Origin of the sequence: Mesorhizobium sp. M1322, assembly GCF_040318085.1 — a bacterium.
Classification (GTDB): Bacteria; Pseudomonadota; Alphaproteobacteria; order Rhizobiales; family Rhizobiaceae; genus Mesorhizobium.
Window position 1 is genome coordinate 59,066 of record NZ_JAMYLP010000023.1, and the last position, 13,821, is coordinate 72,886.

General features: G+C 62.0%; 14 protein-coding genes, 1 tRNA gene and 1 pseudogene. 11 read left to right on the forward strand and 5 right to left on the reverse strand.

Annotated features, from left to right (window positions below):
• Nucleotides 1-88 precede the first annotated feature (88 nt).
• On the forward strand, nt 89-1,069 hold the full coding sequence (locus NKH12_RS11725) for a Tim44 domain-containing protein (RefSeq protein ID WP_352953265.1): 981 nt from the start codon (nt 89-91) through the stop codon (nt 1,067-1,069).
• 122 nt (nt 1,070-1,191) lie between these two features.
• Here NKH12_RS11725 and NKH12_RS11735 read toward each other — a convergent pair whose 3' ends face one another.
• The 3 genes from NKH12_RS11735 to NKH12_RS11745 form a co-directional block, all read right to left on the reverse strand.
• On the reverse strand, nt 1,192-2,085 hold the full coding sequence (locus NKH12_RS11735) for a LysR family transcriptional regulator (protein ID WP_352953255.1): 894 nt from the start codon (nt 2,083-2,085) through the stop codon (nt 1,192-1,194).
• 133 nt (nt 2,086-2,218) lie between these two features.
• Entirely contained in the window at nt 2,219-2,629 is a 411-nt protein-coding gene (locus NKH12_RS11740) for a cyclophilin-like fold protein (RefSeq protein ID WP_352953256.1), read from the reverse strand.
• Between the two features lie 65 nt (nt 2,630-2,694).
• Entirely contained in the window at nt 2,695-3,813 is a 1,119-nt protein-coding gene (locus NKH12_RS11745) for an alpha/beta hydrolase (protein WP_352953257.1), read from the reverse strand.
• A 362-nt stretch (nt 3,814-4,175) separates the two neighbouring features.
• Here NKH12_RS11745 and NKH12_RS11750 point away from each other — a divergent pair, with 362 nt between their 5' ends.
• Nucleotides 4,176-4,997, forward strand: coding sequence for a 3'-5' exonuclease (locus NKH12_RS11750; RefSeq protein WP_352953258.1), 822 nt, complete (start codon nt 4,176-4,178; stop codon nt 4,995-4,997).
• 138 nt (nt 4,998-5,135) lie between these two features.
• Complete coding sequence (locus NKH12_RS11755) at nt 5,136-5,711, forward strand: hypothetical protein (RefSeq protein WP_352953259.1); 576 nt, start codon at nt 5,136-5,138, stop codon at nt 5,709-5,711.
• A gap of 200 nt (nt 5,712-5,911) precedes the next feature.
• Here NKH12_RS11755 and NKH12_RS11760 read toward each other — a convergent pair.
• Nucleotides 5,912-6,001: transfer RNA gene (locus NKH12_RS11760), tRNA-Ser, on the reverse strand.
• A 325-nt stretch (nt 6,002-6,326) separates the two neighbouring features.
• Between NKH12_RS11760 and NKH12_RS11765 the strand changes: the two genes are divergently transcribed.
• The 3 genes from NKH12_RS11765 (at nt 6,327) to NKH12_RS11775 (ending at nt 8,050) form a co-directional block, all read left to right on the forward strand.
• A complete protein-coding gene (locus NKH12_RS11765) occupies nt 6,327-6,977 on the forward strand; it encodes a 50S ribosomal protein L21 (protein ID WP_352953260.1) in 651 nt (216 codons plus the stop codon).
• 99 nt (nt 6,978-7,076) lie between these two features.
• Nucleotides 7,077-7,346 (forward strand): 50S ribosomal protein L27, encoded by a 270-nt coding sequence (rpmA, locus tag NKH12_RS11770; protein ID WP_023678077.1) that lies wholly within the window; start codon nt 7,077-7,079, stop codon nt 7,344-7,346.
• Between the two features lie 116 nt (nt 7,347-7,462).
• Nucleotides 7,463-8,050: a GNAT family N-acetyltransferase gene (locus tag NKH12_RS11775; protein ID WP_065011195.1), complete on the forward strand. Its 588-nt coding sequence runs from the start codon at nt 7,463-7,465 to the stop codon at nt 8,048-8,050.
• A gap of 43 nt (nt 8,051-8,093) precedes the next feature.
• Here NKH12_RS11775 and NKH12_RS11780 read toward each other — a convergent pair.
• Nucleotides 8,094-8,594: pseudogene (locus NKH12_RS11780) on the reverse strand (endonuclease/exonuclease/phosphatase family protein); the annotation flags it as partial.
• 114 nt (nt 8,595-8,708) lie between these two features.
• Between NKH12_RS11780 and obgE the strand changes: the two are divergent.
• The 5 genes from obgE to NKH12_RS11805 all read left to right on the forward strand — a co-directional run.
• A complete protein-coding gene (obgE, locus tag NKH12_RS11785) occupies nt 8,709-9,740 on the forward strand; it encodes a GTPase ObgE (protein WP_352953261.1) in 1,032 nt (343 codons plus the stop codon).
• 2 nt (nt 9,741-9,742) lie between these two features.
• Complete coding sequence (gene proB / locus NKH12_RS11790; RefSeq protein WP_352953262.1) at nt 9,743-10,891, forward strand: glutamate 5-kinase; 1,149 nt, start codon at nt 9,743-9,745, stop codon at nt 10,889-10,891.
• A gap of 17 nt (nt 10,892-10,908) precedes the next feature.
• Entirely contained in the window at nt 10,909-12,195 is a 1,287-nt protein-coding gene (locus NKH12_RS11795; protein WP_352953263.1) for a glutamate-5-semialdehyde dehydrogenase, read from the forward strand.
• A gap of 265 nt (nt 12,196-12,460) precedes the next feature.
• A complete protein-coding gene (locus NKH12_RS11800; RefSeq protein WP_352953266.1) occupies nt 12,461-13,048 on the forward strand; it encodes a nicotinate-nucleotide adenylyltransferase in 588 nt (195 codons plus the stop codon).
• 92 nt (nt 13,049-13,140) lie between these two features.
• The coding region (locus NKH12_RS11805; RefSeq protein WP_352953264.1) for an MFS transporter at nt 13,141-13,821 on the forward strand (681 nt) is incomplete at its 3' end.

The window sequence follows — 13,821 nt, forward strand, 5'->3', positions numbered from 1 at the left end:
ATGGCCGAATATGGAAGGTGGGCCCACTGATATTTCGATCGGCGCACCCCATATGACCGCGAAGAGTATCGCCTAGGGATTTGCCATGATGATTTCGCGTTCGAGCCGGTTTGCAGTTTTGTTTGCAGGACTGTTCCTGGCATTGTCCATGGTCACCGCCGATTACGCTGAAGCGCGCCGTGGCGGCAGCTTCGGCAGCCGCGGCACGCGCACTTTCCAGTCGGTCCCGCCGACCAGGACCGCGCCACAGCCGGCCGCGCCGGTCGAGCGCTCGATGACGCCCAATACCGCAACCAACAATGCGGCCCGCCAGGCGCCGGCATCCCAACGACCAGGGTTGTTCAACGGCCTCGGTGGTTCGATGATGCGCGGCCTGCTGCTCGGCGGTCTGATCGGACTGCTTTTGGGCCAAGGGTTCGGCGGCTTGGCCGGCATATTGGGCCTGCTTCTTCAAGGGCTGCTGATCGGCGGCGCGATCATGTTGGCGATCCGCTTTTTCCGGTCGCAATCGGCACGCAACCAGGCGCCCGCCATGGCCGGCGTTCCGCGGAGCATGGGGAACTTTGGGCGAAACGCGGCAGCCCAGCCCGAGGCGGACAATGTCTCGTCTTTCCCCATCCCAGGCATCGGGTCTGGATTCGGCCGGACGGCTCAAGCCTCCGATGAAATTACAATGACGCAGGCCGACCTCGACACATTCCAGCAGCGGTTGACGGAGGTTCAGGAAGCATTCGGGCGTGAAGATCATGCTGGCTTGCGCCGGCTGGCGACCCCCGAGATGGTGTCGTACCTTTCCGAAGAACTTGCCGACAATGCCAAGAAGGGCATCAGGAATGATGTGTCGAACGTCGCCCTGCTGGAGGCCGATATTGCGGAGAGCTGGCGCGAAGCTGATCGCGACTACGCGACGGCTGCCTTGCGCTACGAGTCTCACGACGTGATGCGCGATCGCGCCAGCGGCAAGATCGTCGCGGGCGAAGCCGATCGGCCGACGGAAACAACCGAACTGTGGACCTTCACACGCCAGAACGGTGGCGACTGGAAGCTCGCAGCAATACAGCAGCCCTAACTGATACACTGCAGCCTCGGCCGTTCACTCCCTCTTGCGAGCCAGGATGTCAGGAGGGTTGTCGTTGCCCTTCGTGGCGTGGCTTTCGGCGGCAAGAACGTCGAAGCCCGCGGCATCGATAGTTACTCGCGATGGCGCAGCGCATCGACCAGGGCCACGAAAGCAGGTGAGGATTGCCGGCGGCTCGGATAATAGAGATGGTAGCCATCCCAATATGGCGACCAACCTTCCAGGACCCGGGCCAGCCGACCTTTGGCGATGTGAGGAAGGGCAATTTCTTCCGGAACATAGCCGAGGCCGCGGCCGGCCAGCGCAGCGTCCAGGACATGAAAGATGTTATTGAAGACCAGCTGCCCATCGACGCGAATTTTGATCTCGCGGCCGTTCTCCTCGAACTCCCACACATAAAGAGCCCCGGACGTTGGAAAACGGTAGTTGATGCAATTGTGCTGCACGAGATCCTGCGGCTTCTCCGGCTCGGGATGCTCGGCAAAGTAGGACTTGGCTCCGACGACCGCGAACCGGAAGTCCGGTCCGATGCGAGCGGAGATCATGTCTTTCGCAAGCTGTTCGCCCATGCGGATCCCGGCGTCATAGCGCTCCGTCACGATGTCGGTGAGGCCGTTGTCGAGCAGGAGTTCGACCTTGACGTCGGGATATTTCGGGAGAAAGCGTTTCAGCTTGGGCCAAAGGATGCTGCTGATTGCATAGTCAGGCGCTGAGAGCCGGATGGTTCCGGCGGGCTTTTCTCTCAATTCGTTCAGCGCATCGACCTCGACTTCGATCTGGTCAAAGTGAGGCCCAATCCGTTCCAAAAGCCTCTCTCCCGCTTCCGTGGGGGCCACCGCGCGCGTCGTGCGTGTGAGCAAGCGAACGCCAAGGCGAGCTTCGAGTTGACGGATGGTGTGGCTTAGCGCCGATTGCGATATGCCGAACCGGGCTGCGGCTCGCGTGAAGCTACGCTCCCGAGCAACAGCAAGGAACGCAAGCAGATCGTTGACATTCTGCCGCGACACTCATGAATCCTTCTTATAGCCGGAACTCGATTGTATCGGATAAATTGAAGGCGGATGCAGAGACTTCATTTAGCGGCAGCTATTCAATCCGCGCTCGCCCTCCGGCGACAAGCTACGAGCGGATTGCGCAGGTTCAGTCGGCGCGTTCAACTCGGACAGTGACGGGACCGGGACGATCAAAGATCGAGACATCGCCAGCGACCTGCCCGAGCACAATGATGCCAGGTGCCGGGACGCGACCGCTCCGATAGTAGATCACGAAATGATCGGAACTCCAGAGTCCAAGCGTGCCGATAGAGAAGTCGCGCTGCCGCGCCAGTTCGGGCAAGGCGGAAGGCAGGTTGCCGGTCTTTTCCTGGCGCAGATGATCGGACATCTCGATCGTGACCGGCAGTATCTGCGCCAGAGATTTTGCGGCTTCGTTATTGGCAAGATCGGCTGTGACCTCGCCCCAATCCGAAGAAATGCGAATTCGCTCTTGAGCCATGGCAGGTCCAACCATTCCTAGTGCGATAACAGCGGAGCTCAGCAGTGATTTCAGCATGCTGTCGTATCTCCGATCCATGCTGATGGAGCCTGCTCCCTCCGCTGCAGGCTCCATCTCGCCGCTCACGCGGAGAGGTGCTGATTGAAGAAGCTGGTCAGCTTGTCGAACGGGATCAGGTCCACGCGATCGTAGAGATCGACGTGCCCGGCGCCGGAAACCCACACAAGCTCCTTCGGCTCGGCCGCTCGTTTGTAAGCATCCTCGCTGAACTCGCGCGAGTGAGCCTGATCGCCCGAGATGAACAGCATCGGGCGCGGCGAGATCGTCTCGATGTCGTTGAACGGGTAAAAGTTCATGAACTTGACATTGCTGGTCAGCGTCGGGTGCGTGGTGATCTGCGGGTTTGCGCTTGCGGGCGTGAATTCACCCCGCGGCGTGCGGTAGAAGTCATAGAACTCCCGCTGGATGGGATGGGTGTTGGCGGTCAGCTCGTGTACAGTGCCGCCGGTATATTCGACCGCGCCGCCTTCAAACTCGGCCCAGCGCTGCTCGGCAGCTGCAGCAATAATCTGGTTGCGCTGCTCGACGCTCAGCGAATGGTTAAGCGCGTCGCGGTTCGCGGCCCCCATGTCGTACATGCTGACGGTCGCGATGGCGCGCATCCGCGGGTCGATCTTGGCCGCGCCGATGACGAAACTGCCGCTACCGCAGACGCCGATCGCGCCGATGCGGTTTCTGTCGACGAATGACTGTGTGCCCAGGAAATCGACCGCGGCGCTGAACGCTTCGGCGTAGACGTCCGGCGAAACGATCTGGCGGGCCTCGCCCTCGCTTTCGCCCCAGAACGGCAGGTCGATGGACATGGCGACGAAGCCCTGTTCGGCCATTTTGGTGGCGTAAAGATTTGCGCTCTGCTCCTTCACCGCACCCATCGGATGCCCGACGACGAGCGCAGGATGGCGCGCATTGCGGTCGAGGTCTTTGGGAATGAACAGGTTGCCCGCGACATTCATCTTGTATTGGCTTTTGAAGGCAATCTTTTCGAGCGCCACCTGGTCGCTGGTGTAGAAGTTGTTGGCGCCGTTTGACATATCTTGAGCCTTTGCGAAGGGGATGCTGAAGAGCGACGCCGCACCGAGCGCGGCGACGCCGGCGCCGGTCAGCTTCAGGAGGTCACGCCGGCCAAAGTCGACACTGGACTGCGGTTCCGCCGTGCTCTCGATTCCGATCTGCTTGTTCATGTCTGTCTCCTTTGATCGTCCTGAACTGTCGCAGGCCTGCCGGCCATGCTCATTCCTCGGCTGCGCGGCAGTGTTGCGAATGTCTGAAATAGAATAAGTGACGACGCCGGCGATCGATTAGGCGGCAAAATCCGCATGTCGTCATGAGGCAGATTCATCAGTCGCAGATGGCGGAAGGGCCCGTCTCGAAGGTGAACAGATTCGTCGGCGTCGATTTCGGAACGGTAAAGGTGATTGGGGTTCCGTCAGAATGCCGTGCTCCCTGGGCTGGCGCACACTGCATTTTAAGCAGCAGGCCGGATGGCGTATTGCGCAGTGGAAACCATCAGGAGACCCTTGATAGACCCTTGATAGTTGGTTGATTGACCACCGCCAGAATTTGCAGCAGCATCTCCGTCTGGAGGGCCGTATTAGTGTTTGAGGGGGATGGGCCGTTTCGCGGGTTCTCTGAAGCTGTGATCATTGACGTCGAGACAACCGGCCTCGATCCCAAAAAAGATCGCATTGTCTCGGTCGGGGCAGTGAGGGTCGATTTCCGTAGGTTTATTGCTCACAGTGGAGATGAAGTTAAGACGTACTACTGCACGGTCAATCCTGAGTGCAGGATTCCCGCAGCCGCTTCTGCGGTCCATGGAATAACCGATGCCCACGTGGCCGGAGAAGAACGTTTCGCAGACATCGTCGACGGCTTGAGAGATTTTGTGGGAAGCCGCCCGCTCATAGCCCACAACTGTACTTTCGACCGATCCTTTATCGATGCGGAGTGCCGGCGGGCGACGAAACCGCGACTGACGACCACGGGATGGTACTGCACCATGGAGCGCATGTGCTTCTATGAGCGAACGCGTGGTAACGTTCGCAGCCGGATCGGCTTGCAAGAGGCCGCAGAATTGATGTGTATGCCCGCCCACACGAGCGCGTATCACAACGCCCTCCAGGACGCATTGATTACGATGCAACTGGCCGCAGGCATCTACATGTTGGATAACAAGCTCGAAGTTGGGTCTCAGCCCTCACGTGGTGCTGCTCAGAACTTGGCGCCATTGAGTTCGACCATCGCTGCGTCAAGCAGGTCAGCCTTCGAGCCGGCGAACGGGACCGGATCGCCACAGGGCTCGAGCAGCGTTTTTAACATCATCAACATAATCCCGAGGTGGCTCTCTTGGCTGAAGATCATGAGGTAATGCCCGCAGGCTCCACTTGGGCTTAGCCACCCAACGCAGCACTGCGCGTCATCGTCAGTTCCTCGCCTTCGCTTATCGCTCAATCCTACAGAGCTGATCCCTTGGGCGGATTCCGCAGTGGAAGATAGAGAAAGTGTCATGGATAAGACGAATTGGCCAAAAAGATTCGGCTGGTCGAAAGTTGGAGGAGAGGCCGGTCTCACTGTTCAACAAATTTTGAAATGGAAGGACCTCCAAAGGCAGCTCTCCGATGGGGAATTTTTCTGGGGCGTCAGCCAGCGCCCAAGGCCCGAGAAGATAGCGGCGCTGTTAAGGAGCGCCCGAGACCCTCAAGTCCTATTCTGCGAACAGCTAACGATGGCAAAGCCCGAAGATCGGGAGCCGACGCAAACGATTCTATGGACACACTTCATTGATAGCGAAGGTTCGGAGAAAGAGCTTCCGTTGTTTGCTGCGGTGACCAGTCGAGGCGGGCCAGCAAAGAGCAAGCATGTGGCAATCAGATGTCAATCGCAGCGCCCAATTGCGTTCGAAGACATTAGTTTCGACAGCGGAATGTTTCGCAATATTCAAGGCGGGAGGCTTGGCTCTTCTCAGATTACAGCAATCATCGAACGAAGCCCTGAACCATTTCGAGGAACCTTGTATCCAAAAGGCTTCGGGCTCGAATGCTTCCTCCCTATCTTGTTGTTCTCAGCAACGGGCGAGTGCTGAAAGGTTCAGAGGCTAACAGCATACGAGCCGCAACGTCCGATCCGCGGCTTCCTCTCGCGGATTTTCAAGACCTGATCCAGAAACTGAGGCGGCGATAATACCGCCTGCCGCGGGCACGCGGTTCTCCTGCTGCGGGCACGTGGTTCTATCGTCGCGGTGCAGACTTGAAAACTATGAGTCCAGAAAGGACCGGCGGTTTCTGGCGGAGAGGGAGGGATTCGAACCCCCGATGGGCTTGCACCCATGCCGCATTTCGAGTGCGGTGCATTCGACCACTCTGCCACCTCTCCGCGGTCATGGTCCGCCGTTGTCGGCGCGGCGCACTAGATAACGGCTGGGCGGACAGGTTACAAGGCCAATCTGCCCGGCGAACCGGCTTCTTGTCAGGCTGCCGCCCGGGTTCTCGATGTTTGTCGCCGCTTAGCCTGAGCACGTTCGCGACTCGCCTGCGACCGCTTGCCTTGACTCGCGCCGAACCTTCGGTTAGGGACAGCGCGCAATCGGCGTGGAGGGTTCTTCCGCGCCGCTTGTTTTTTGAACCCGCAGACTGACAAAAAGACGGCCGAACCGCCTGAAGCGGTTCATCAAGGCCGACCGAACAGCGAAAGGCAAAAAATGTTCGCAGTCATCAAAACGGGCGGCAAGCAGTATCGCGTCGCCGCCAACGATCTTCTGAAGATCGAAAAAGTCGAAGGCCAGGTCGGCGATATCGTCGAGATCGGCCATGTGCTCGCGCATGGCGAGGGCGAGAATGTGACGTTCGGCGCGCCGTTCGTCGACGGCGCCTCGGTCACCGCCGAAGTCGTCGAACAGGGCAAGAACCGCACGGTTATCGCCTTTAAGAAGCGCCGCCGGCAGAATTCGCGCCGCAAGATCGGCCATCGTCAGCTTTTGACCACCGTGCGGATCGCCGAGATCCTGCTGGATGGTGCCAAGCCGACGAAGAAGGCTGCGGCCAAGACCGAGGCAAAGGCTGCGCCGAAGACCGAAGCCAAGGCAGAGGCAGCGCCGAAGAAGGAAGCCAAGGCAAGCGAAACTGCCGCGCCGCTGTTCAAGGCGCCGAAGGGCGAGCCGGACGATCTGACCGTGATCAAGGGCATCGGCCCGGTTGCGGCCGGCCAGTTGAACGAACAGGGCATCACGACCTTCGCGCAGATCGCCAAGCTGTCGGACAAGGATGTCGCCAAGATCGATGAGCATATGCCGTTCAGCACCGACCAGATCACGGACTGGCGCGAGCAGGCCAAGGAATTGGCGAAGAAGTAAGGCGAGCCGGCGCAATCGTCGCCGGATCGGACTTGAAACGGAACGCGAACGCGTTCATAAGACCTTTTAAGCGCCCTGCGGCGCATCGGAGTTAGTTAGATGGCACACAAGAAAGCTGGCGGTTCGTCGCGCAATGGTCGCGACTCCCATTCCAAGCGGCTCGGCGTGAAGAAGTTCGGCGGCGAAGCTGTGATTCCGGGCAACATCATTATTCGTCAGCGTGGCACGACGTGGCATCCCGGCACCAATGTCGGCATTGGCACGGATCACACGCTGTTTGCGCTCGAAGCTGGCGCAGTCACCTTCAACAAAAAAGCCAATGGCAGAACCTACGTATCGGTGAACCCGATGACGAAGGCCGCGGAGTAGCCGGTTCCGTACGAGAACACCGGCACCCATCTCGGGAACCGGTGTCTGGCAAAGCCAGGAAATGGATCAGGGGAGATGGGTTTCCATCTCCCCTTTTTCTTGCCTGGAGGACTGACATGGTTGCCGAAGCGGAAGACACAGACGGTGAAAGTTACGCGATAGATTGCCCGGTCCTGGTGACCGAGCGGCTGGTCCTGCGGGCGCCGCGCGAAAGCGATATCGAGCAACTGGTGGTGCTCGCCGACAACCGCCACGTCGCCGAAATGCTGGCCCGCATGCCGCACCCCTATGGCGAGGCCGAGGCACGCGCCTTCCTTGCGATGACGGCATCGCGCCGGGCCGGGATTGCCTATGCCTTGACGCTGGCCGGTACCGAAACCTTCGTCGGTTGCGCCGGACTCAACACCACCGATCGCGGGCTGGAGCTCGGCTACTGGATCGGCGAGCCCTACTGGAAGCGCGGCTATGCGACGGAGGCAGCCCACGCGCTCGTCGACCTCGCCTTCCAGAAGACGGCGATCCAGGTGCTGCATGCCTCGACGCGGGTCATCAATCCGGCCTCGCGCCGGGTTATCCACAAATGCGGCTTCCAGTATGCCGGCCAGGGCATGCTGAACTCGATCGTCGCCGGCCAGGTGCCGGTCGAGCGCTACCGTCTCGATCGCAGGACCTGGACCAGCCTCAGGAACTGGGTGCATTTCTAGGCATGTTGAGATTCAGGTGAGGCCGGCCTGCGAATGGCGGCTTCCCCTCGATCGCGTAGTTCAACAGGCGCTGGCGCAGAAACCGGATTTGGCTGGCGCGTTCGACCGGGCTGCGATGGTCGAGATGGGTGGAATAGAAGCGGATGAAACCAAGCGGCGTCTCGATCAGCGCCTCCAGCGCGCCGCGCTGGAAATTCATCACATCGAAACTGCGGCTGCGCGGCAAAAGGAGATTGCGCGACAGATGAACGGGCGTCTTCGACAGCACCATGTTGCCAAGCTGGAAGGTGGTGGTGATGGCGCGGCCGTTTTCCAGACGCGAGCCGACATTGGCCTCGAAATTGCTGCCATAGACGGCGAAATATTCGGGCAGCGCCTCGCCAAGCTCGGCCACCATGTCGCCGCCGCCATTGTTGGGGTTGTTGCGCGAGACCTCCTGCAGCGCGATTACGTCGGCGCCGCGCACGGCATCGGCGATGCGGCCGACATCGTAGCGGCCGTCGAGGCCAACGCCGTAGTGGATGTTGTAGGTTACGAGCTGCATTGCGACTCCGGCCATGTTCATAAACAGCCTCGCCCTTCGCCCCGCCTTGGTTTAGAGCAGTGCCGAAGGTTTAGAGCAATGCCGCAAGGCCACTAGCAGAAACTCAGCAATCCGATGAAATTTCTCGATCAAGCCAAGGTCTACATCCGCTCCGGCGACGGCGGCGCTGGTTCAGTGTCGTTCCGGCGCGAAAAGTTCATCGAATTCGGCGGTCCGGACGGCGGCGACGGCGGCCGCGGCGGCGATGTCTGGGTGGAGGCGGTCGATGGGTTGAACACGCTGATCGACTATCGCTATCAGCAGCATTTCAAGGCCAAGACCGGCACGCACGGCATGGGCCGCAACATGACCGGCGCCAAGGGCGCCGACGTGACGCTGAAAGTGCCGGCGGGAACGCAGGTCTTTGCCGAGGACAACGAGACGCTGATCTGCGACATGACGGTGGTCGGCCAGCGCTTCCTGCTTGCCAAGGGCGGCAATGGCGGCTTCGGCAACCAGCATTTCAAGACCTCGACCAACCAGGCGCCGCGCCGTGCAAACCCCGGCCAACCGGGCGAAGAGCTCAACATCTGGCTCAGGCTCAAGCTGATCGCCGACGCCGGCCTGGTTGGCCTTCCCAATGCCGGCAAGTCGACTTTTCTCGCCGCCGTCACCGCGGCCAAGCCGAAGATCGCCGATTATCCCTTCACCACACTGCATCCGGGCCTCGGTGTGGCCCGCATCGATGGGCGCGAGTTCGTCATCGCCGACGTTCCCGGCCTGATCGAAGGCGCGCATGAAGGCGTCGGCATCGGCGACCGCTTCCTCGGACACGTCGAACGCACGCGCGTCCTTCTGCACCTCGTCTCGGCGCAGGAAGAAAATCCGGGGAAGGCCTACAAGACCGTACGCACCGAACTCGATGCCTATGGCCATGGGCTGGTCGAGAAGGTCGAGATCGTAGCACTTTCCCAGGTCGATACGCTCGATGCCGACGCACGCAAGAAGAAGATTGCTTCGCTGAAACGCGCCACCGGCCGCGCGCCGATGCTTTTGTCCGCGGTCACCGGCGAAGGCGTCGAAGCCGTTCTGCGCGCGCTGATGACGGTCGTGGCCGAGGCGCGCGAAGCTGTCGCCACGCCGGTCGAGACGCGCTGGAACAAATAGCAATGGCCGCGCAGTCGCTGAAAAAATACCGGCGCATCACCGTCAAGATCGGCTCGGCGCTGCTTGTTGACCGCACGACCGGCCTGAAGCGCGACTGGCTGGCCTCGCTTGCCGACGACATCGCCGTGCTGGCCGAAGGTGGCGCCGAGATCCTCGTCGTGTCGTCCGGCGCGATCGCGCTTGGCCGCACCATTTTAGGCCTCGGCAAGCGGGCACTGAAGCTCGAGGAGAGCCAGGCGGCGGCGGCCGTCGGGCAGATTGCGCTGGCTGGTGCCTGGTCGGATGCGCTCGGCAAAGGCGGCCTGAAATCGGGCCAGATCCTGCTGACGCTCGGCGACACCGAAGAGCGCCGCCGCTATCTCAATGCGCGCGCGACAATCTCGACGCTGCTCAAGATGAAGGCGGTGCCGGTCATCAACGAGAACGACACGGTGGCAACCTCCGAAATCCGCTATGGCGACAACGACCGGCTGGCGGCGCGGGTCGCCACCATGATGGGCGCCGATCTCTTGGTGCTGCTCTCCGATATTGACGGGCTCTACACGGCGCCGCCGGCGCGCGACCCGCAAGCCCGGTTCATTCCGGTCGTTGACCGCATCACCGCCGAGATCGAGGCAATGGCGGGTGCGGCCGCTTCGGAGCTTTCACGCGGCGGCATGCGCACCAAGCTCGATGCCGGCAAGATTGCCACCGCCGCCGGCACCGCCATGATCATCACATCAGGCACCCGCCTGTCGCCGCTGCTGGCGATCGAACGTGGCGAGCGGGCGACTTTCTTCCGGCCGAGCGCCAATCCGGTCAAAGGCTACAAGACGTGGATCGCCGGGCAGCTCGAACCGGCTGGCCGGCTGACCGTCGATGCCGGCGCCATCGGTGCGCTGCTGTCGGGCAAGTCGCTGCTGCCGGCAGGCGTCAAACTGGTCAGCGGCAATTTCTCGCGCGGCGACACGGTGGCGATCCTGTCGCCCGAAGGCCGCGAGATCGCCCGCGGACTGGTTGCCTACGATGCCGCCGATGCCGTAAGGATCGCTGGCTTGAAAACAGCCGAGATCGAAACCGTGCTAGGCTACGAAGCGCGATCGACGATGATCCACCGCGACGACCTTGTGGTGAGCCATCCCGCAGACCAGTATGGGCCGGTGAGCAAGTAACCAGTGGAGGATGAGCCATGCTGAAGCTGCATGAAAAATCCCGGGACGACACTGCCGCGCTGATGGCCGATATCGGCCGACGTGCGCGGGCTGCCGCCCGACCGCTGGCCGTCGCCACGACCGCCGCCAAGAACGCCGCACTGGTCGCCATGGCGGAGGCGATTATCTGCCGCGATCAGGATATTCTCGACGCCAATGCCATCGACATCTCGAACGGCCACAAGTCGGGGCTTTCCGCCTCGTTCATGGACCGGCTGAAGCTTGATCCCGCGCGCATCCACGCCGTGGCCGACGGCATCCGCGAAATCGCCGAACTCAGCGATCCGGTCGGCGATGTCATTGCCGAATGGGACCGGCCGAATGGCCTGCATATCGAACGCGTGCGCACGCCGCTCGGCGTCGTCGGCGTTATCTATGAGAGCCGGCCGAACGTGACGGCCGATGCCGGCGCGCTTTGCCTTAAGGCCGGCAATCCGGTGATCCTGCGCGGCGGCTCGGATTCGCTGAACTCCTCGGCGGCGATCCATGCCTGCCTGGTCGAAGGGCTGAAGACGGCCAATTTGCCTGAAGATGCCATCCAGTTGGTGCCGACCACCGATCGCGCCGCCGTCGGCGAGATGCTGAAAGGGCTTTCCGGCAATATCGACGTTATCATTCCGCGCGGCGGCAAGAACCTGGTCGAACGCGTCCAGAACGAGGCGCGGGTGCCGGTCTTCGCCCATCTCGAGGGCATCTGCCATCTCTACATCGACCACTCGGCTGATCTCGACATGGCGGTCAGGATCGCGGTCAACGCCAAGATGCGGCGCACCGGCGTCTGCGGCGCGGCCGAGACGCTGCTGGTCGACCGCGCGGTGGCCGCCACCCATCTGGTGCCGATCCTCGAGGCGTTGCGCGCGGCAGGGTGCGAAATCCATGCCGACGCCGAGGTGCTGAAAGTATTTGCTGACGCCAAACCGGCGAGCGCCGCCGACTGGGTGACCGAATATCTCGATGCTATCATCGCGGTAAAACTGGTCGACGGCGTTGTCGGCGCGATCGAGCATATCGAGACGTTCTCCTCGCACCATACCGAGGCGATCATCGCCGAGGATGCGAACGCCGTCGAACGGTTCTTCAACGAGATCGATTCGGCGATCCTTCTGCACAATGCCTCGACCCAATTCGCCGATGGCGGCGAATTCGGCATGGGCGCCGAGATCGGCATCGCCACCGGCAAAATGCATGCGCGCGGCCCGGTCGGGGTCGAGCAACTGACCTCGTTCAAGTACCGCGTGCGCGGGACGGGACAGGTGAGGCCTTGAAGCTATTCGCCGTTAGAGCCTGAGAGGCGTGCGCCCAGCCACCCCCCTCTGCCCTGCCGGACATCTCCCCCTCAAGGGGGGAGATTGGCTGTCGTTTCTGTTTTCGCCGATCGCCGACGCTGCAAGATTTGCGCCTGCGATGAAGCCGCCAGTCTCCCCCCTTGAGGGGGAGATGCCAAGGTTTGGCAAAGAGGGCAGGACAGAGGGGGGTGCCTGACACATGCTTTCGCAGTCCGAACAGCTCGTTCCTTCCCACTATTTGAAGATGCCGCATGCCGAAAAGGGCTTGGCCGTTGGGCTGTTTGGCGGGTCGTTTAATCCTGCCCATGCCGGTCATGCACTGGTCGCCGAGATCGCGCTCAGACGCCTGGCGCTCGATCAGCTGTGGTGGATGGTGACGCCGGGCAATCCGCTCAAGAGCGCGCGGGAACTGGCGCCGCTGGCCGAGCGGCTGCGCCTGTCCGAGCAGATCGCCCGGAACCCCAAGGTCAAGGTCACCGCCTTCGAAGCGACCCATTATGTCCGCTTCACCGCCGACACGCTGGCCCTGGTCAAGGGGCGCAACCCAGGCATCGACTTCGTCTGGATCATGGGCGCCGATTCGCTTCGCGATTTCCACCGCTGGCAGCGCTGGCGCCAGATCGTGATGACGTTTCCGATCGCGGTTGTCGACCGCCCTGGCGCGACGCTGTCGTTCCTGTCGTCGGTTGTCGCCAAGACCTTCGATTACGCGCGTGTCGACGAGGGCGACGCGCCGCGGCTCGCCCGGATGAAGGCGCCGGCCTGGACCTTCATCCACGGCCCGCGCTCGTCACTGTCGTCGACCGCGATCCGCAAGATGGCTAAGGGATAGGAGTCTCCTTCTCCCACAAGGGAAGAAGGGAAGACCGCTGATGTCGCATTTGCGGCTGTCTTTCCCCGATCTGTAGGCGATCCTGCGCGGGCATGACGATTCTCGAGCGAAACCAGACCAGACGCGATCCGGCGCAGGGCAGCCCGCCAGCCCCGGCGATCGCTATTGCCAGCGTCGTCCTGTCGATGGCGCTGGTTGCGGTCGGCAACGGACTGATGTTCGCCTATATCCCGGTCCGGCTCGGCGCCGAGGGCTTCGATCCGACCTGGGCCGGGCTGATCGTCACCGGCCTTTCGGCCGGCGGCCTGGCAGGCTGCATCCTTACCGGTCCGCTGGTGCGGCGCGTCGGCCATGCTCGCGCGTTCATGGTGCTGTCGGCGCTGATCGTGCTGTCGAACGCGGCCGTCGGGGCCGGGCCGCACCCGCTGTCGTGGATCGCGGCACGCGCGCTCTACGGCTTTGCCATATGCGGCCTGTTCATCGTTGCGCAAAGCTGGCTGAACGACGTCATCGCCAACGCCATACGCGGCAGGGTCATGGCCTTTTTCTACGTCGCCTATGTCGCTGGGCTCGGTGTCGGCTACTCCACACTGGCGCTGATCGATATAAGGACTGCGGACGCGCCGATGATCGGCATCGCCTTCACCGCGCTGTCGATCCTCCCCGTCGGGCTGACGCGGCTCGCCCAGCCGCCGCCCCCGCCCCCCGCGGGGGGCGCGGGGGGCGGGGGGGGGGGGGTGTGGGCGGGGGGGGGCGCCGCCCGGGGTGGGCGC